The 18,434-nt window shown below is 68.8% G+C and carries 14 protein-coding genes and 1 pseudogene; 3 read left to right on the plus strand and 12 right to left on the minus strand.

Annotation, left to right across the window (positions count from 1 at the left end; genetic code table 11):
• The first annotated feature begins 29 nt into the window (after positions 1–29).
• Positions 30–909, plus strand: a pseudogene (locus P3H15_RS16790) (alpha/beta fold hydrolase).
• A gap of 116 nt (positions 910–1,025) precedes the next feature.
• Positions 1,026–1,919: a class I SAM-dependent methyltransferase gene (locus P3H15_RS16795; RefSeq protein WP_276138280.1), complete on the plus strand. Its 894-nt coding sequence runs from the start codon at positions 1,026–1,028 to the stop codon at positions 1,917–1,919.
• 1 nt (position 1,920) lies between these two features.
• On the opposite strand, the gene P3H15_RS16800 is transcribed toward P3H15_RS16795, so the two are convergent.
• Positions 1,921–2,730, minus strand: coding sequence for an MBL fold metallo-hydrolase (locus P3H15_RS16800; RefSeq protein WP_276138281.1), 810 nt, complete (start codon positions 2,728–2,730; stop codon positions 1,921–1,923).
• A 41-nt stretch (positions 2,731–2,771) separates the two neighbouring features.
• Entirely contained in the window at positions 2,772–3,539 is a 768-nt protein-coding gene (locus P3H15_RS16805; protein WP_276138282.1) for a thiazole synthase, read from the minus strand.
• Positions 3,540–3,745: 206 nt separating this feature from the next.
• On the opposite strand from P3H15_RS16805, the gene P3H15_RS16810 reads away from it, so the two are divergent.
• Positions 3,746–3,961 carry a hypothetical protein gene (locus P3H15_RS16810; RefSeq protein WP_276138283.1) on the plus strand — a complete coding sequence of 72 codons (216 nt, stop codon included), beginning with the start codon at positions 3,746–3,748 and terminating at the stop codon, positions 3,959–3,961.
• Positions 3,962–3,970: 9 nt separating this feature from the next.
• Here the strand turns inward: P3H15_RS16810 and P3H15_RS16815 are convergent, their stop codons facing one another.
• The 10 genes from P3H15_RS16815 to P3H15_RS16860 form a co-directional block, all read right to left on the minus strand.
• Positions 3,971–6,142, minus strand: a complete 2,172-nt coding sequence (locus P3H15_RS16815) for a serine/threonine-protein kinase (protein ID WP_276138317.1) — start codon at positions 6,140–6,142, stop codon at positions 3,971–3,973.
• A gap of 40 nt (positions 6,143–6,182) precedes the next feature.
• Positions 6,183–7,193 carry a glutamate ABC transporter substrate-binding protein gene (locus P3H15_RS16820; protein WP_276138284.1) on the minus strand — a complete coding sequence of 337 codons (1,011 nt, stop codon included), beginning with the start codon at positions 7,191–7,193 and terminating at the stop codon, positions 6,183–6,185.
• Positions 7,193–8,539: a hypothetical protein gene (locus P3H15_RS16825; RefSeq protein ID WP_276138285.1), complete on the minus strand. Its 1,347-nt coding sequence runs from the start codon at positions 8,537–8,539 to the stop codon at positions 7,193–7,195. The genes P3H15_RS16820 and P3H15_RS16825 overlap by 1 nt, the downstream gene beginning before the upstream one ends.
• Before the next feature lie 144 nt (positions 8,540–8,683).
• Positions 8,684–10,087, minus strand: a complete 1,404-nt coding sequence (locus tag P3H15_RS16830; RefSeq protein WP_276138318.1) for an amino acid permease — start codon at positions 10,085–10,087, stop codon at positions 8,684–8,686.
• Between the two features lie 535 nt (positions 10,088–10,622).
• Positions 10,623–12,548, minus strand: a complete 1,926-nt coding sequence (locus P3H15_RS16835; RefSeq protein ID WP_276138286.1) for an APC family permease — start codon at positions 12,546–12,548, stop codon at positions 10,623–10,625.
• A gap of 141 nt (positions 12,549–12,689) precedes the next feature.
• Positions 12,690–14,183 (minus strand): gamma-aminobutyraldehyde dehydrogenase, encoded by a 1,494-nt coding sequence (locus P3H15_RS16840; protein WP_276138287.1) that lies wholly within the window; start codon positions 14,181–14,183, stop codon positions 12,690–12,692.
• Positions 14,183–15,295, minus strand: a complete 1,113-nt coding sequence (locus P3H15_RS16845; RefSeq protein WP_276138288.1) for a proline racemase family protein — start codon at positions 15,293–15,295, stop codon at positions 14,183–14,185. Before P3H15_RS16845 ends, P3H15_RS16840 begins: the two co-directional genes overlap by 1 nt.
• Before the next feature lie 17 nt (positions 15,296–15,312).
• On the minus strand, positions 15,313–16,215 hold the full coding sequence (locus P3H15_RS16850) for a dihydrodipicolinate synthase family protein (protein WP_276138289.1): 903 nt from the start codon (positions 16,213–16,215) through the stop codon (positions 15,313–15,315).
• A gap of 18 nt (positions 16,216–16,233) precedes the next feature.
• Complete coding sequence (locus P3H15_RS16855; RefSeq protein WP_276138290.1) at positions 16,234–16,935, minus strand: GntR family transcriptional regulator; 702 nt, start codon at positions 16,933–16,935, stop codon at positions 16,234–16,236.
• 43 nt (positions 16,936–16,978) lie between these two features.
• On the minus strand, positions 16,979–18,244 hold the full coding sequence (locus tag P3H15_RS16860; protein WP_276138291.1) for an FAD-binding oxidoreductase: 1,266 nt from the start codon (positions 18,242–18,244) through the stop codon (positions 16,979–16,981).
• Positions 18,245–18,434: the final 190 nt, after the last annotated feature.

Below are 18,434 nucleotides of genomic sequence, written 5' to 3' on the forward strand. Positions count from 1 at the left end.
ACCACCCCGAGCACGGAAGGCCACCACCCATGACCCCTGTCATCCCCGGATTCGACTACCAGCGCGTGACCGTCGCCGACGACGTGGACCTGCACGTCGCGGTCGGCGGTTCCGGCAGCCCGATCGTCCTGCTGCACGGTTTCCCCCCAGACGCACCTGATGTGGCGGCACGTCGCCACCGACCTGGCCGCCGAGCACACCGTCATCTGCCCGGACCTGCGCGGCTACGGCGCCAGCGGCAAACCCGCCGAGACGGACGGCACCGTCTACTCGAAGCGGACGATGGCCGCCGACGTCGTCGCGCTCGCGAAGGAACTGGGCCACGACCGGTTCGCGCTGGCCGGGCACGACCGCGGCGCGCTGGTCGCCATCCGCGCCGGACTCGACCACCCCGATGCGATCAGCCATCTCGCATCGCTCGACGTGCTGCCCACGTTGGACATGTGGGACATCCTGCACGGCGCGGACGCCGCGGTCGCGTTCCACCTGTACCTGATGGCGCAGCCGCCCGGACTGCCGGAGCAGATGATCGGCGCGAGCGCCGACGCGTTCTTCGGCCACTTCCTCGACGCCTGGACCGCTGATCCCGACGCGATGCCCGCCGACGTGCGCGCGGAGTACCTGCGGGCGTCCCGCGACGCCGTGCCGTCGATCGTCGCCGACTACCGGGCGTCTGCGGGCATCGACGTCGAGCACGACCGGGCGGACCGGGCTGCCGGGAACCACTTGCGGATGCCCGTCACCGTCGTCCAGCAGGACTGGGGCAGCGTGCTCGGCTACGACGCCGCGGGCCTCTGGCGGGCCTGGGCACCCGACCTGGTGCACGACACCCTCGCCGCGGGTCACTTCATGGCGGAGGAAGCGCCCGGGGACATCGTCGACGCGCTGCGTGCGCTTCTGAAGAGGTAGCCCCCGAAACGGGTTGTGCGGCAGCATTATAGATGCAGTGAGCGTGGCGGCGTAGAATCGCCGGGGAGCCTGGTCGGTCGTCATGTCCGACACTTCGGCACGATCGGGAGGTATTCATGCGCACCGACGGTGATTCCTGGGACATTGTCAGCAGCGTGGGGCTCACGGCCCTGGGGGTGGCGACGTTCCGGGCGCTGGAAACCGTTCGTCCCGATGCCCTGATCCGCGACGACTACGCGTCGTGGTTCGTGGAGGCCGCGGGCGAACCGCATTTCACCGGGCTGCTGGCCGACCCGTCCTCGCTGGGAGACACACCGTTCTCCGGGTTCATGGGGTTCCGGACGCGGTTCTTCGACGAATTCTTCCTCACGGCCGCGGCGGACGGAGTGTCGCAGGCGGTGATCCTCGCAGCCGGGTTGGATGCGCGGGCGTATCGCCTCGACTGGCCGGCGGGTACGACGGTGTTCGAGGTCGATCAGCCGAAGGTGCTGGAGTTCAAGGGGGAAGTGCTGTCCGAGCACGATGCGCGGCCGAAGGCCGATCGCCGCGCGGTGCCGGTCGATCTCCGGGACGATTGGCCGGCCGCCCTCGACGCCGCAGGCCTCGACCGCGGCAAGCCCACCGCGTGGTCGGCCGAGGGACTGTTGGCGTACCTGCCGGGCGCGGCACACGACGCCTTGTTCGAGCGGATCGACGAACTGTCGAGCCCGGGCAGCCACATCGCTGTGGACAACTTCGCGCCGGGCGCCGACGCGAAGCGTTTCGACGAGATCAGGAAGAAGTATTTCGACAAGGACCCGTTCGGCGACCTCGACATCACCCAGTTGTTCTACGGCGACGAGCGCGCCGACCCGGAGCACTGGTTGACCGAGCACGGCTGGTCGGTGCGGAGTTATTCTCCGTTCGCGCTGGCCGAGTCGTACGGTCGGCCCGCCCCCGAACTCCCGGAGGAACTCGCGGACCTGGCCGACCGCGCGACCTACCTGACGGCGGTGAAGACCGGCGGCTGAGTCAGCCCCGCTCCGCGGCGAGTTCCTCGAACAGCGTCGGGTCGTGGGCGGAGAAGACCCGGACCCGCGGGGCCACCTGATTGTTCAGTTCCCGGAGCCGGCGGTGATTGGCGCGGATCTTCGAACGGTCCACCGCGATCAGCTCTTCCATCACCCGCAGCGCGCGACCGGCGGTTCCCGGCGACACCTGCCCGCGGGCGGCGACGGTGCTGCGGTGGTAGAACGCGTCGCCCGCGTGCAGCAGCCAGCCGCGGTCGCCGGTGTCGACGGCCACCGCTGCATGACCGCGGGTGTGCCCGGGCATCGGGACGAGCACGATGCGGTCGCCGACCCCGTCGATCGGGTGGGCGCCGGAGAAGCCGAGCACGGATTCGCCCGGCCCCGAATAGGTGTGCGTCCTCGGCCGCGGGGTGAGCTGGGCGGGACGGTACCGCACCTTCTCGCGGAACGACGAACGTTCCTCCGACGCAGCCTCTTCCGCGGCGGTGGTGTGCAGGGTGGCATTCGGGAAGTCGGCGACCCCGCCGATGTGGTCGAAGTCGAGGTGCGTCGCGACGATGTGAGTCACGTCCGAGGGATCCAGCCCCAGCTTGCCGAGTTGGCGGATCGCCGTCTCCGACTCGCGGAACCGGGCGCCGGTCAGCTTCGCGTACTTGCCGACGCGACCGGTGGGGTCGGCGACATCCGCCAGTCCGAAACCGGAGTCGACGAGCACGATGCCCGCGTCGGTCTCGCATGCCAGCACATGGCACACCAACCGCCCGATGAGCGCCGAGGAGAACGAGCCGCAATTGAGGTGGTGTACCCGCATGGGCGTTCACGCTAGCCGAGTCGGCGTTCGCGGGCGCCCGATTACACCGCGACCGGGGACGACGCCTGCGCCCAGAACCGTTTCGGTATCCGCCCGGCGGTCCGGGCGCGGCGTCCGGCCGTGACCGCCCCGGCCATCGCCGCCGCCATCAGCGGCGGGTCCGACGCCCGCGTCACCGCGGAGGCGAGCAGGATGGCGTCGCAGCCGAGTTCCATCGCCAGCGCCGCATCGCTCGCGGTGCCGATCCCGGCGTCGAGAATGACCGGGATGTCCGTGCGCGCGACGATCATCTCGATGTTGCGGGGATTGGAGATGCCGAGCCCGGTGCCGATCGGCGACCCGAGGGGCATCACGGCGGCGCACCCGGCGTCGACCAGGCGCTGCGCGAGCACCGGGTCGTCGTTGGTGTACGGCAGCACGACGAAGCCGTCGTCGACGAGTTGTTCTGCTGCCGAGACGAGTTCGACCCCGTCGGGCAGGAGCGTGCGCTCGTCGGCGATCACCTCGAGCTTGATCCAGTTGGTGCCCAGTGCCTCCCGGGCCAACTGCGCCGTCAGCACCGCCTCCGCGGCGCCGCGGCAGCCGGCGGTGTTCGGTAACAATGCGATGCCCAGCCGATCCAGCAGTTCGAGCAGACCGGTTCTCCCCACGGCATCCACCCGGCGCATCGCGACCGTGGTCAGTTCGGTGCCGGAGGCGATCAGCGCCTCTTCGAGAACGGCCAGGTTGGCCGCACCCCCGGTACCCATCACCAGCCGCGACGAGAAGTCCCGGCCCGCGATCGTGAGTGCGTCGGTGTGATTGCGCATAGGTACCTCTCCGATCGGGTTGAGTACCCGAACCCTACGGTCGAACCGTCTCCGACGTCAGAGCCACTTGTGTGCTGCGTCATAGGTCCAGATTGGACCCCTGCGCCGCCGTTCTTCTGGATCTTCTGGACCCGTACCAGATGCCGCAGAGTTGTCGGTCAGATGAGCTGAGCGGCACACGCCGCGACGTCACGATCGGAGCAGACATGAACACGATGGTCGCCGGCAGGAACCGCACCGCGAGGTCGAGGGAGGAGCAGCGCCTGGCCGCGGAACTGGAGGATGCCCGGCGCCGCATCATCGAACTCATGGCGCAGCTCGCCGAAACAGTCCGCAGCCGTGACGCTTTGAGTGACCGGATGCAGGTGATGGCGTGGAATGCCCGGTGGGGTCGCGAACCCGTCGGATTCGGCGGGCTCTGATCCGGGGCGCTACAGCCACGTGGTCGGGCGGATCAGATTCGCGAGATCCACCAGCGTGTACCGGTGCCTGCGCTCGGGCGCCTTGCGGGCGAGCGCCCGGAGCGCCGCCTCCGCCCCGGTGCGCAGACCGCGCTCGGTGAACGGCACCCCGAGGATCCTGGTCGCCTCGGGGACACCGCCGGCATGTAGCCAGTCGACGGCCACGCCGAGAACGAGCACGCGAGTCTGGAGTGCGCGTCGCTCGTCGTGGGCGAGCAGTTCGACTCTTCGGGCCGCCTCCTGCAGATCCCGTTCGCTCACCTCCGCGAGGGGTCGATCGTGGACGAGCATCAGCACACTCGTCAACCGCGCCTCGGCGTAGTGCCGGGACGTCGGCGGCACCTCGTCGAGCGCCTGCACCGCGTTGACCCGGTCGTCGCGGTGCTCGAGTTGCCGTGCCAGCCCGAACGCGGCACTGACGGCGCCGTGATCGGTGCGCCACACCGTGCGGTAGTACTTCTCGGCGGTCCCGCGCCACCGCCCGAGGTTCTCGGCGGCGCGGTATTCGCACCACATCTCGGACGTCGCCGCGAGCGCGAGTTTCGGGGCCTCCTCGCCCGGTAGCGCCGTCAGGACCGAATCGAAGCGAGTGAACGCCTCCTCGAAGTCGCCGCCCACGAGAGCGCACAGCCCGGTGTGCCAGTCGACGCGCCACGTGTCCTCGAGTTCGTGGTCGAGGGATTCGAGGATGGTGGCGGCATCACGCGGCTGCCCGAGGTCGAGGTGCGCGCGCACCTCGGCGAGCGGGATCTCGATGCTCGTGGACTCCACGCCCTCCTTCGCCGCCACCTCCTTGGCCCGGTGCAGCGAATCGAGGAGTTCCCGCGGCCTGCTGTGCACGACGGACAGCAGCGGGGCCGCCGGATCGTCCGGATCCACCAACGGAATCGGCAGTGCCCGAACGATGCTCATCGCGCTGATGCGTTCGTCCCGGCGATGCCCGTCGACGTACACGTCGGTACGGCTGATCGTGAGGTCGGTCCCGAACGTCGTGCGCTGGGGGCTGAAACGGTGGGACAGTCCCGGCTGCGGGTTTCCGGTCCGCTGTGCCCGTGCCTCCCGCAGCACACCCTCGAGCTGCGTCGACATCTCGTCGGCCGACGCGAAACGCTTGGCCGGGTCGGGGTGGATGGCCCGCAGCAGCAGCCGCTGGTAGAACTCGTATTCCGCCAGCAGCGGCGCCGCCTCCGGAGTCGGCAGGCCGTCGACGTAACAGCCCCCGGCAGTAGGCATGTCGAGGGTCAGCACGGCGAGCGTGCGCCCCACGGTGTAGATGTCCGACGCGACGGTGGGTCCCGTGGAGGCGATCTCGGGGGCTTGGTAACCCTGTGTGCCGTAGATGTATCCGTGATCGCCGATCCTGGCGACCGCGCCCATGTCGATGAGCTTGAGCTGGTCGTAGTCGTCGCCGATCATGATGTTCTCGGGCTTGAGGTCGTTGTACACCAACCCCATCGAGTGCAGGTATCCGAGCGCAGGCGTGACCTCGAGGAGGTAGCGGATGGCATGCTCCACCGGCAGCCTCGGCTTCGGGTCGTCGGGCGCCGCCTCCTCCTTCAGTTCGGTGAGCACGTCCCGCAGGGTCCGGCCCCGGACGTACTCCATGACGATGTAGCCGACGGGATTGCCGTCCACCCCGGGGTGTTCCACGAAGTTGTAGATCTTGACGATGCTCGGGTGCGTCACCTCGGCGAGGAACCGGCGCTCGGCGAGCGCCACTTCCTGGGCCTGCGGGTCGCCGGAGTGCAGCAGGCCCTTGAGGACGACCCAGCGGTCGCTGACGTTGTGGTCGAGCGCGAGGTAGATCCAGCCGACGCCGCCGTGGGCGAGGCACCCGAGGACCTCGTACTGGCCCGCCACCAACTCGCCCGCCTCGAGTTGCGGGGCGAACGAGAACACGGTCCCGCAGTGCGTGCACACCCCCTCCGTGTCACCCGGCCGCGCCGCGGTGGACCGTCCGACGGGCCGCTTGCACCGGTCGCAGAACCGTTTGTGCTCGGCGAGAACGGGATTGGTCAGGAGCATCGACAGATCGGAGGTGTGGGCGGCGTCCGGCTCGGTGCGGGACGAGGGGACCTCGTCCTCGTCGTCGTCCGCGAACGGGTCGAACCGCACTCCGCGTGTGGATTCCGGTTCGTCCATCGGCGTTCGCCTGGTCTCGTCGCTCACGGTCGGTGACACCTCAGTCCCGGTAGGTGGCGGTCGGCGGTCCGGTGACGGGCCCGAGCACCGTCAGCCAGCTGTCGTAGAGCCTCATCCACGTTCCGTCTGCGCGCATCCGATCCAGCGTCCCGTTCACGAAGCGCACCAGATCCTCGTTGCCCTTGTTGACCCCGATACCGTACGGCTCCGACTGCAGCGGCGGGCCGACGATCTCCAGATTCGGATCCTGCTCGGCGAGCCCGGCCAGGATGGAGTCGTCGGTGCTCGCGGCGTCGGCCCGACGCTGCTGCAGCGTCACGAGGCAGTCGTCCCAGTCGGGCACCGTCACGATCGTGGCCGCGGGCTGCACCCGGCGAACCGTGTCCAGTGAGGTGGTGTCGGCGACGGTGCAGACGCGCTTGCCCGCCAGATCCTCCGGGCCGGAGATGCCGGAGACCTTCGGCACCAGCAGTCGCTGGTACGCCTGGAAGTACACGGTGGAGAAGGCGACGCGCTCGGACCGTTCGCACGTGATCGTCGTGCTCTTGACCACGAGATCCACGGCCTTCTTCTCGAGGGCGTCGAAACGGTCGCCGGACGTGAGCAGGCGGTATTCGATCCTGCTGGGGTCGCCGAACAGGTCCCGCGCCATCTCACCCGCGACGTCGACGTCGAATCCCATCAGCATGCCGGTGGTCGGGTCCCGGAAACTGAACAGGTTGGTGTTCTGGTCGATCCCGACGACGAGCCTGCCGCGTGCGGTGATCTCGGCCAGCGCGCTTCCCGGAGCCCGGACGTCCGGCGCGGTGACCGGGCGGAGGCTCGCGAGCGCGCCGCAGGAGTCGGGTGCGGGTGGTTCCGCGGGCACGTCGCCGGTGGGCGGATGGATCTGGAGCCCGTTCGTCAACGGCTGTTCGGAGTAGTCGCCGCTGGCGATGGGAGTGAGGGGTTGCGGGGCTGCGCAGCCGGCCGCGAGAACGGTGGCCGCGGCAGCTGACAGGACGAGGGCGCGCGGGCACGTCCGCCGTCTCGGTCGCCTCACCCGCGTCATCAGTGGTACTCGTTCAGTCTGGGCCAGATCCCCCCACCGACGGCGAACCCGCAGAGCACGCCGATCACCATGCTACCCACCGCGAGCAGCGACAACGAGCGAAAGGACTCGGTCATTCCGTCGAGTTCCTCGCCGCGGAAGCTGTCGATACCGTGCTGCAGCGCCTCGTCGAGGGCCGCGAACGTCGCGGGAGACGCGGAGTCCGCGGGGCCGATCGCGACGGCCGTCGCCCCCGGGTAGTCCCCCACCTCCAGCCTCTGCTCCAGCATCTCGTGCGCGTGCCGCCAGTCGCCGAGTGCCGTCACCGCCTCGTCGATCGGCTGCGTGGCTCCCGGTTCGTGAGAGCCGCCCTGCAGCCCCGCGAGCACGTCGGCCAGCGCGGCGGAGCGGCGGGCGTAGTCGATCTCGGACTGTTCGTCCGAGCCGCGCTGCAGCAGCGCGAGGGTCTCGTCCGCCCGGGCCTGCTGAGCGAGGATCCTCGCCTGGGTGATCGTCGCGAGTGGTTGCGCCCCTTCGGTTCTCGCCCGATCGGTGGCCGCGGTGGAGACCAGGGTGGCGCCGGCCAGCCAGACCAGGAGGGTGGCGGCGAGCAGGGACGCGACGACGAGGCCGGGGTTGATGCGGCGTTTGCTCTTGCGCGCCAGGTACACCTGCGCGAGGAGGAGCGCGACGAGTAGGGCGACGGTGGCGGCGAACGCGACTCTGGGGAGCCGCCCGGTGAGGACCTGGGTGTCGGCGACGGCTCTCGACTGCTCCGAGTACAGACGCTCGGCGGCGGGCAGGATCGTGTCCTGCATCATCGAGGACGCGTCGCTGAGGTAGGCGACGCCGACCGGGTTGCCCGAGCGATTGTTGGCGCGGGCCGTCGCGACCAGCGTCGTGTACGCGGCGAGGTTCCGGGACACCTCGGACAACTGGGCGAGGGCGGCGGCGTCGGTCGAGTCGACCCCGTTCGACGCGGTGACCAGCGCATTCGACGCGTCCCCGATCGCCTGGTTGTACCGATTGCGGACGGCGATCGGCTCGACGCCGCCCGAGATGAACGACGTGGCCGCCGCGGCGTCGGCGATGGACAGCGAACTGTAGAGCCGTTCGGCCGCGTACGTGAGGGGTTCGGTGTGCGTCCGCAGCGTCTCGATGCGTTGTTGCCGGGCGCCGATCGCCGCCGACGTGACCGCCCCGGTCGCCAGCGCCACGGTGACGAGCACGATTCCCAGCACGGACAGTCGTCCCGGGGTCGAGACGAGGAATTCCCGCCACGGCCGGCGCCGGGAGTCGGGCTCGACGAGCAGCGACTCGTCGAGCGAGTGTTCTTCGGTGACGACGTCGTCTCCGCGGTGGAACACGGTGTCCTCCTCCGCCGAGGTCTTCTGCAAGTGTGCCCCGATTCGCGGCGGGTCGTGCCGGAAAAAGCCGATGTGGCATCGGGGGCACAAAAGAGGGGCAGGGACCGCCGGTGCGGTCCCTGCCCCTCTTCGACAAGGCGTGTGTCAGTATTGTTCGCGCGTCACGACTCCGACGAGTTGTTCCGCTTCGGCACCCGTGGCAGCCGATTCCGCGGGCGGGGTGACGGTGTCGAGGCGTTCGGCGCTGGTGCGGCTGCGCCGGCGGAACTCGTAGCCGATCAGGATGAAGGCCAGAGTCACCACACTCAGCCAGAACTGCGAACGGGTGGTCGGGAGCACGGCCATGGCGGCGATGACGGTCCCCATCAGCGCGATGGTCGCGTAGCTGAGCCAGGGGAACAGCCACATCTTCAGGGTGAGGGACCCGGGATCCTGCGCCTCCAGCTTCCGGCGGAGCGCGACCTGGGAGATCGCGATCATGAGGTAGACGAACAGCGCCACGGCGCCGTACGAGTTGACCAGGAACGAGAACACGAGATCCGGGGAGACGAACGCCGCGATCACCGAGGCGTATCCGATCACCGTCCCGGCGAGGATGGCGCGCCGGGGCACACCGCCACCCGACAGGCGGGTGAACATGTGCGGGGCGTCGCCGTTGCGGGTGAGGGCGAAGAGCATCCGCGAGGACGTGTACAGGGCGGAGTTCAGGCAGGACAGCACCGCGGTGAGGATGACGACGTTCATGATCGTGGCCACGCCGGGAATGTGCAGGGCGGACAGGGCCGCCGCGTAGGGGCTGACTCCGACGGCTTCGGCGCTCCACGGCACCACGGCGACGACCACGAAGATGGACCCGACGTAGAACGTGATGATCCGGACCACGATGGAGCGCATCGCCCGGGCGACGGCCTTCTTGGGTTCCGCGGACTCGGCGGCCGCGATGGTCACGATCTCGGCGCCGGTGAAGAACGCGACGCAGGGAACGACCGCGGCGAGCACCGCGCCCCAGCCGAGCGGAGCGAATCCGCCGTGATCGACGAGGTTCGCCACCCCGGGGGTCGAGTCCGGCCACAGTCCGGTGATCCACAGGGCACCCAGACCGAGGAAGAGGACGATCGCGAGCACCTTGATCGACGAGAACCAGTACTCGAACTCACCGAACGACCGTGCCGACACCAGATTGGTACAGGTCAGGATGACGAGCAGGCCGAGGCTGAGGATCCACAGCGGTGCGGACGGCAGGTAGAGCTGGAGTATTCGGCCACCGGCGATGGCCTCGACGGCGACGACGATGACGAAGAAGTACCAGTACATCCAGCCGACGGAGAATCCGGCGCGATTGCCGAGCGCTTCCCTGGCGTACACGTAGAACGATCCGACCACCGGCTTGGCCACGGCCATCTCCGCCAGCATCCGCATGATCAGGAGCGTGATGACCCCCGCGATGAGAAACGACACGATCGCCGCCGGGCCCGCGCTCTCGATGACGACACCGCTGCCGACGAACAATCCGGCACCGATCACGCCGCCCAGGGCGATGAGGTTCATGTGCCGTTTCTTCAGGCCCTTCCCGAGTCCGGACTCCTGGCCCTTTCCTTGGTCGGAGTCCTGGGATTGGGCCGGGGGTGGTGTTGCAGTCACGTTTTCCTCCACTGTGCGCTGACCGGAAACGTCAGGTCGCCATCGCGATCCGGGTCGGATCACCGGCGGTTGGAACGGAGAACAGTGCCGGCGGAGATGAGGGGAGACGATCCACCGCGAACTGAACTGTTGATGTGATGCACAACACTGTATGGAGGGTGCGGTGGGGTGCACAGTGCCAGTTCCGGAGCGCCTCTGAGGTCCAGATTGTGAGGTTTGACGGTTGCTGCCGTTATCCCAGTTCGTAGACGTGGCCGAGCACGCCCGTGACCAGGGTGAACGAGCCGCCGTCGGCGACGAACGGCAGCCCCCGCAGCGCCAGTTCGATCTGCTCAAGAAACTTGTCGTCGAAACCCTGCCGGAAGTCGCCGGTCGTGGTGGGGTGTCAGGGTGTCCACCACCGCCGTGCCGATGCGGCCGGTGCCTCCGACGACGAGAACCTTCACGAGGTGACCTCCTGTCCGTGCACGGCGGCGACCGGTGTCGCCCGGTGAGCCGGTGTGCGGGTGGGTGCGGCGGGTTCGACCGCTGATCCGGAGTCGGCGAGCGCGGCGTCGAGTTGTTCGGTGTGAAACCCGCTGCGGACGGCCCACACGTAACTGACCAGGGCCAGCGCGATCACGACCGGCAGGTCCCAGGAGTCGGCGAGCGGCGGCTCGTCGAGGGGACCGAATTCGCCGTAGTAGGACACCAGCAGCGTCGCGAGGAGGGTGGCGATCAGCCAGACACCGGCGTCGAGGTGACGGCGGCCGGCCGGGGTGCTCACCACGCGCAGCGCGAGCACGAAGGCCAGCAGTGCCGCGGTCATCGCCGCGAAGTAGACGGGGAACGACCAGCTGCCTGCCCGCTGCACCTCGGTGGTGTTCATGAACCATCCGCCGCGGGAACTGATGTAGATCCACACGACCAGGAACACCGCCGAGATGGACCACCCGGCGGGCCTGCGCACCCAGCCGTGGTTCACCGCCGTGTAGGCGCCGTAGATGCTCACCCCGGCGAACGCGATGACCAGGAGCTGCGCGAGGGACGCGAAGCCGGCGGCGTAGACGATGAACAGGCCTGCCGCGTAGCCGGCGGGCGCCCAGAACCCCATGGCGGGCAGCCGCCAGGTGCGGTCCGCGTGGGGTGCGGTCCTGCGGAGCGCCGGTGCGATCGCGCTGCCCATCAGGTAGCTCAGCACCAGGCAGACCGACACCACCGACACCAGCTGGTACCAGCTCGGGAACGGGAGCATGAAGAGCGCGCTGACCACGATCGCGACCACGAGCGACACCCACGGGATGCCGTACCGGTTCACCTTGGCGAGGCCCTTCGGGGCGTACTTGTCGATGCCGAACGCGAACGACGCCCGCGCGGCGCTGCCGAGGGTGACCCAGCCGTTGCCCGCCGGGGAGATGGCGGCGTCGATCAGCAGGACGGTGGCGAAGGCGCCGAATCCGGCCGCACCGAGGGCCTGGAACAGCGGGGCCGACGCCCAGTCGCTGGTCCGCAGACCCGCCCAGTCACCGACGGAGATCCCGGCGTCGGACCAGTCGAGTGCGCCGAGGAAGCCGATCTGCAGGCCGATGTACACGACCATCGGGATGAGGATGGAGAGCACGATCGCCAAGGGGATGTCGCGCTTGGGGTTTCGCGCTTCCCCGCCGTAGTCGAGCACCTGCCGGGAGCCGAGGTACCCGAACGCGATCCCGCCGATCGCGAGAGCGTGCACGATGCCGCCCGCCCCCGTGGGCAGGAAGCCGCCGCCGACGGTGAGGTTGCTCGAGTTGAACGCGAAGAACAGCAGGATGAACGTCAGGCACGGGACGACGAGCTTCCAGATCGTCACATACGTGTTGACCTTCGCCAGCAGCTTCACGCCGAACAGGTTGAGTACGAAGAAGATTGCGAGAATGCCGATGCCGCAGAGTATTCCGTTCGGCCAGGCGAGGATGGTGGTGCCCTGCTCCACCTTCACCAGACCGAGATGGGGGAAGCGGCCACCGAGATAGGTCAGGACGGCCTGCGCTTCGATGGCGGGCAGGCAGACGGTGCCGATCCAGTATCCCCAGCCGGTGATCCACCCGGCGAACGCACCGTGGGCGAGCGCCGGATAGCGCACGATCCCACCCGATCTCGGGAACATGGTGCCCAGTTCGATCCAGGTCAGCGACACGACGATGAACAGGCCCGCGCCGAGGACCCACGACAGGATGGCGGCCGGGCCTGCGACCGACGCCGACGACAGCACCGCGAACAACCAGCCGGAGCCGATCTGCGTGCTCACCCCCAGCAACGTCAGCTGCCAGAGCCCGAGGCTTCTCTTCAGTTTGTGATCGGGCGCGTCCGGGGACCCGGGCGCCGAAGGTGAATCCGGTGATGTGCTCATGTGAATCCTCCTTGGGGATTCAGGTGCCCGCTCTCATGTGTGAGGTTTCGGCGGGCGCCGGGGACCATCGTGTCCGGGGGTCGACCTCCTCGGCAGAAGAGATCGACCCCGCCCCGGTGGGTTGCTGAAAAGTGTTCGGGGTCAGTGTCCGCCGAAGATGAGGTCGTGCCAGCCCTTGTGCGCCTCTCCGGTGATGTCGGACATGACGTGCTTGACGTTGGTGTACTCGTCGAACGAGTAGGTGGACATGTCCTTGCCGAATCCGGAGGCCTTGTAGCCGCCGTGCGGCATCTCGCTGATGATCGGGATGTGGTCGTTGACCCACACACACCCGGCCTGGATTTCCCGGGTGGCCCGCTGCGCCCGGTACACGTTCTGCGTCCAGGCGGATGCGGCGAGGCCGTAGGGGGTGTCGTTGGCGAGGGCGATGGCCTCGTCGTCGGTGTCGAACGGCAGTACGACCAGGACGGGGCCGAAGATCTCCTGCTGGACGATCTCGGAGTCCTGCGCCGCGTCGACGATCAGCGTCGGCTCGTAGTACGCGCCCGTGTCCGGGGTGTGCTCCGGGATACGGCCGCCGCGAACCACTTTCGCGCCGGCGTCGCGGGCCCGGTCGACCATCGCGGCGACCTGGTCGCGCTGCTTCAGCGAGATCAGCGAACCCATGTCGGTGTCGGTGTCGTCGGCGGGGCCGACCTTCACCTCGTCCATCAGTTCGGCGACCCGCCGGACGAAGTTCTCGTAGAGCGGACGCTGGACGTAGGCGCGGGTGGCGGCGGTGCAGTCCTGGCCCGCGTTGATCAGCGAACCGGCGACGGCGCCGCGGGCGGCCGCCTCGAGGTCCGCGTCGTCGAACACCACGAACGGTGCCTTGCCGCCGAGCTCGAGATGGACCCGTTTGACGCTCCCTGCCGCGGCCGCGGCGACCTGCTTGCCGACCGGCGTCGACCCGGTGAACGAGACCATGTCCACGTCGGGATGCTCGATCAGAGCCTGTCCGGCGATCCGCCCGGCCCCGGTGAGGATGTTGACGACGCCGTCCGGCACGCCGGCCTCCTTCGCGGTCTCGGCGAAGAGCAACGACGTCAGCGGGGTGAGCTCGGAGGGCTTGAGGACGATGGTGTTGCCGGCGGCGACCGCGGGCAGGATCTTCCAGGCCGCCATCTGCAGCGGGTAGTTCCACGGCGAGATCGACCCGACGACGCCGATCGCCTCACGGCGGATCGACGAGGTGTGATCGCCGGAGTACTCCCCGCTCGCCTTGCCCTCCAGATTGCGGGCGGTGGTGGCGAAGAACGTGACGTTGTCGATCACCCCGGGGATGTCGAAACCGTCGGCCAGCTTGATCGCCTTGCCGCCGTTGCGGCTCTCCAGGGCGGTCAGCTCCGTGCTGCGGGACCGCAGGACCTCGGCCCAGCGCAGCATGATGTCCGAGCGTTCGGCGGGCGTGGTGCGGGACCAGCCCGGGAACGCGGCGCGAGCGGCCGCGACGGCGGCGTCGACGTCCCCGGTGGTCGCGGCCAGGCCGGTGGTGATCGGCTCACCGGTGGACGGGTCGATGATCGTCAGCTCCGTGTCGGAGCTGCCGTGCCGGCGTTCCCCGGCGATGAACTGCAGCTTCTCGTGGGTGGTCATCAATTCTCCAGATCGAGTTGGTCGAGTAGTTGCCGGGCGTTCTCGCCCTCGGACTCCGGGCCCCACAGGTCGCCCAGGGTGTAGCCGCGCGGGAACGGGTCGTCCGCGTCGAGAACGTACTGGTTGAACCCGGTGATCCAGCCGCGGCCGCTGACCGACGGCAGCACCGCCCGGTGCGGTCCGACGTCGGTGATGTCGGTGAGTGTGCCGGTGAATGTGGTGCCGAGCAGGCTCTCGTGGACGAACTGCTCCCCGAGCGCCAGTTCGCCGCGCGCGTGCTTGGCGGCCATCCGACCGCACGTGCCGGTGCCGCACGGCGACCGGTCCAGCGCGCCGGTCCACGTACTCGGGTCGTCGAGGTCGACGGTGCCGTTGGGCAGGACGACGGTGTTGCGCCCGGAGACCCCCGGGGTCGGGGACGGGCCGTGGATCATCGTCAATGCGACGTGGTCGATGTCCGGGTTGAACGGGTGCCGGACCGCGACATCGCGTTGCGCGACGGTGCGCAGCACGGCCCCGGCGCGGGCCAGGTCCTTCGCGGCGCCGGGCACCAGTTCGACACCGAGGTCGGCGGCCTTGGCCTGGACGAAGAACTGCCCGCCGAAGACGATGTCGACCGGGACGGTGCCGTATTCGGGCAGCTCGAGCGGATGGTCGATGGCGACGGCGAACGCGGGGACGTTGTCGAAGGTGACCCGCACGACCCTGCCGCCGGCGATGTCGGCGCGCACGTGGACGACACCGACGGCGGTGTCGACCTTCAGCTTCGTCACCGGCTCCTGCACCGGCAGGGTGCTGGTCTCCAGGAGCGCGGTGACGGCGCAGATGAGGTTGCTCCCGGACATCGGCCGGAATCCCCCTTGTTCGAGCACCACCATGCCGAAGTCGCTGTCCGGGTTGACCGGGGGCAGCACCAGGACGGCGCACAGTCCGGGATAGCCGCGCGGCTCGTGCAGCATCAGCAACCTCAGATCGTCGAGGTGCTCACGGCAGTACTGCAGCCGGTCGGCCATGGTGGCGCCTTTGACGTGCAGGTGGCTGCCGATGAGCACCCGTCCGGGCTCGCCGGCGGCGTGGACGTCGACGGCGTTGATGGTCTGCCTGGGGATCACGGTCTCGTCCTTCGGTTCTAGTTCTCGACGACGCTGACGCCGGCCGCGACGAGGAGGCGGCGGAACTCGTCCCGGAACTCCGGTGCCAACGGCAGCACCGGGCGGCGGGTCGGGCCCGCGTCCTGGCCGACGAGCTCGAGGCCGGTCTTGATAGCGCAAGCGTAGTTGTGCGATTCGAGGAATTCGCAGATCGGGAAGATCTTCGTCCACAGTTCCCGGGCGGCAACCAGATCGCCGCGGACGGCGAGGGCGTCGTAGAAGTCCGCGCACAGCTGCGGGATGACGCTCGCGGTCCCCCACACCGACGCCTTCGCGCCTGCGGCGAGACCGGCGAACGAGAGAGTGTCCCAGCCGTTGAGGGCGGTGATGTCCGCGGCGTGATGGTTCAGCACGGACGCGAACTTCGCCGCGTCTCCGCCGGTGTCCTTGTAGGAGTTGACGCGGGTCTTGCGTGCCAGTTCGGCGAACTGCGCCGGCGCCAGGTCCACCCCGGTGGCGGACGGGAGGTTGTAGTACATGATGTCGATGTCGACCGCGTCGGACACCGCGCTGTAGTGGGTCAGCAGTTCGTCCCAGGACGGGGTGTCGTAGAACGGCGGGACGATCATCACCGCGGCCGCGCCGGCGTCGGCGGCGTGCTTGCTCAGCTCGACGGTCTCGGCGGTGCTCAGTGCGCCGGTGCCGGCGACGACGGGGACCCGGCCCGCCGCGGCCTCGATGTACAGCTCGGTCGCCTGCTTGCGTTCGGCGGTGGACAGGGTCGTGAACTCACCGGTGCTACCGCCGGGGACGAGGCCGTTGATGCCGCCGCCGATGATGTGCTCGGCCTGACGCTTGATGCCGTCGGGGTCGACGGCCGATCCGTCGGCGGTCAACGGGGTGACGACCGCGGCGAGGATTCCGCTGAACTGCGTGCTCATGAATTGTCTCCTTGTGTGTCAGGGGTGGTCGGAGTCGCCGATGATCGAGACGACTTCTTCTGCGCTGCTTCGGATGTGCCGGGTCACTTCGGCCCGGATGATGTCGGGGTCCCCCAGCTCGATGACGTCGACCAGCCGGGCGTGCATGGCGAGGTCGCGGTCGGGGTCGTAACGGGTGGCCTGGTCGACCGTCATGGCCATGCGGATCTGCGCCGCCACGAGAGGCCAGATCTTGATCAGCATCTCGTTGCCCGACGCCAGCCACAGCGTGCGGTGGAACTCGAGGTGCGTCAGGTCGGACGCCACGACGTCGCCGGAGGCGATCGCCGTCCGGTGGTCGTCGAGGGCCTGCCGCAGGGTGTCGAGTCCGCCGCGGGTGGGGTCGGCGGCCAGCCGTTGCGCCGCCGTGGTCTCCAGCGAGACACGGACCTCGGCGAGATCGAGCAACGCGTGCGGGCTGGTCTGCGCCACTCGAATCCCCTTGTACGGCTCCTGGATCAGGGTTCCCTCGTGGATCAGTACATGTACTGCTTCCCGCAGGGTGGGCCTGCTGACGCCGAGGACGGCGGCGAGTTCGACTTCCTTGATCCGCTGGCCGGGTTGCAGCTCCCCCGTCAGGAGGGCCCGGCGGATCGAGTCGGCCACTTCTTCCCGGCGCGTGCCGCTGCTGATCGGCTGCAGACCGTGGACGACGCCGGTGGCCGGTTGTGCGATCGTCATGGCGTGAGTTTCTTTCTCGGAAGGCGCCTGCCGAGACGGCCGATCAGGCGCGGCGCAGGGCGCGCCGGGACAGGAAGCGGTTGGGCGAAATCGAGGTGGCGATCTCCGGAACACGGTGATTGACAATGGTTTCGGTGATGATCTCGGCGGTGCCCGGCGCCAGGGTCAGGCCCAGCATGCCGTGCCCGGAAGCGATGTAGGCGTTGTCGAGGTTCCCGAACTTGCCGACGATCGGCAGGCCGTCCGGGGTCATCGGACGCAGTCCCGCCCACGGCGCCGCCGCTCCGGGCGGGTTGTCCCAGCCGTCGAAGTTCTCGGCGGCCGCACGCTGGATGGCGGCGACGCGGGTCTGGTTCACGCTCTCCTCGAAGCCGCCGAACTCCATGGTTCCGGCGAGCCGGATCATGCCGTCGAGCGGGGTGACCGCCACGCGGGCGTCCTCGAGCGTCAGGGAGGTGTTCAGCGTGATCGGCGCCGGACTGTAATCGACGCTGTAGCCCTTGCCCGGACGGATCGGCATCGGGGCGCCGAGTTCCTTCGACAGCGGACCGCTCCACACGCCCGCCGCCAGCAGCAGCGCGTCGCCGTCGATCTGCTCGCCCGTGTCGGTGACGACACCGGTCACGGTGGATCCCCGGCGCAGGAACCGTCCGACCTTGGTGTTCTCCCGGATCTGCACCCCGAGTTCCTCACAGCGCTTGACCAGCGCACGGGTGAGGGAGTCGGGTTCGAGCTGGCGGTCGTCGGCGAAGAACAGGCCGTGCTTGATCCGGTGGTTCAGCGCCGGCTCGGTTTCCTGGACGCCGTCGCTGTCGAGGTGGGTCGGGTGCATGCCGAAGCCCTCGAAGATCTGCAGGGATCCGCAGTGCTCCTCGTAGCGCTCCCGGGTCTCGAACGCCAGCAGCACACCGGCCTTGTGCATCTCGAATTCGATGCCGTCCTTGGTGTATTCGTCGAGCAGGTCGTTCGCATCGGACGCGAGCCGCAAGTGTGTCTCCAGCCCGAAACGGAAGTCCCGGGCGTTACAGTGCCGCGCCATCGTCAGCATGAACTTGAGGAAATCCGGTGCCACGGAGGGCTTCACATAGAGCGGACTGTCGGGCTTGAGCATCCACCGCAGCCCCTGCAGGATCACGCCCGGCGCCGGGACCGGCCCGCTCTCGGCAAGCGCGATCTTCGCGGCATTCCCGTGCGTGGCCGCCGACCCCGCGGTCCGGGCTTCCAGTACGACGACCTCGCAACCCGCCTTGGCGAGACGGTACGCACTCGCCAATGCGACGACACCACCTCCGACAACAACGATTCGCATGATGTCTTCAGCCTCCTGACAGCGCCGACCGGCGCTTCGATGCAACCGGTGGGTCGCGAAAAGTGTGAGATGCAGTTTGTCAGACAATCTGCGCTTGTGATGGGCAACACTAAGCACTCCGCCGACCCGCTGTCAACGGCTGGGGAAAATTGGCGTCCGTCCCGTGATCGAACGGGGCTTCCCTGCATCC

This window comes from Rhodococcus sp. T2V (assembly GCF_029269925.1).
GTDB lineage: Bacteria > Actinomycetota > Actinomycetes > Mycobacteriales > Mycobacteriaceae > Rhodococcus_F > Rhodococcus_F koreensis.

Excerpts from the sequence above, each read along its gene's own strand:
- P3H15_RS16830 (WP_276138318.1), bottom strand. The coding sequence starts at position 10,087 with ATGAACCTCATCGCCCTGGGCGGCGTGATCGGTGCCGGATTGTTCGTC.
- P3H15_RS16855 (WP_276138290.1), bottom strand. The coding sequence starts at position 16,935 with ATGACGATCGCACAACCGGCCACCGGCGTCGTCCACGGTCTGCAGCCG.
- P3H15_RS16810 (WP_276138283.1), top strand. The coding sequence starts at position 3,746 with ATGAACACGATGGTCGCCGGCAGGAACCGCACCGCGAGGTCGAGGGAG.
- P3H15_RS16800 (WP_276138281.1), bottom strand. The coding sequence starts at position 2,730 with ATGCGGGTACACCACCTCAATTGCGGCTCGTTCTCCTCGGCGCTCATC.
- P3H15_RS16840 (WP_276138287.1), bottom strand. The coding sequence starts at position 14,183 with ATGACCACCCACGAGAAGCTGCAGTTCATCGCCGGGGAACGCCGGCAC.
- P3H15_RS16860 (WP_276138291.1), bottom strand. The coding sequence starts at position 18,244 with ATGCGAATCGTTGTTGTCGGAGGTGGTGTCGTCGCATTGGCGAGTGCG.
- P3H15_RS16820 (WP_276138284.1), bottom strand. The coding sequence starts at position 7,193 with ATGACGCGGGTGAGGCGACCGAGACGGCGGACGTGCCCGCGCGCCCTC.
- P3H15_RS16850 (WP_276138289.1), bottom strand. The coding sequence starts at position 16,215 with ATGAGCACGCAGTTCAGCGGAATCCTCGCCGCGGTCGTCACCCCGTTG.
- P3H15_RS16805 (WP_276138282.1), bottom strand. The coding sequence starts at position 3,539 with ATGCGCAATCACACCGACGCACTCACGATCGCGGGCCGGGACTTCTCG.
- P3H15_RS16795 (WP_276138280.1), top strand. The coding sequence starts at position 1,026 with ATGCGCACCGACGGTGATTCCTGGGACATTGTCAGCAGCGTGGGGCTC.
- P3H15_RS16815 (WP_276138317.1), bottom strand. The coding sequence starts at position 6,142 with ATGGACGAACCGGAATCCACACGCGGAGTGCGGTTCGACCCGTTCGCG.
- P3H15_RS16835 (WP_276138286.1), bottom strand. The coding sequence starts at position 12,548 with ATGAGCACATCACCGGATTCACCTTCGGCGCCCGGGTCCCCGGACGCG.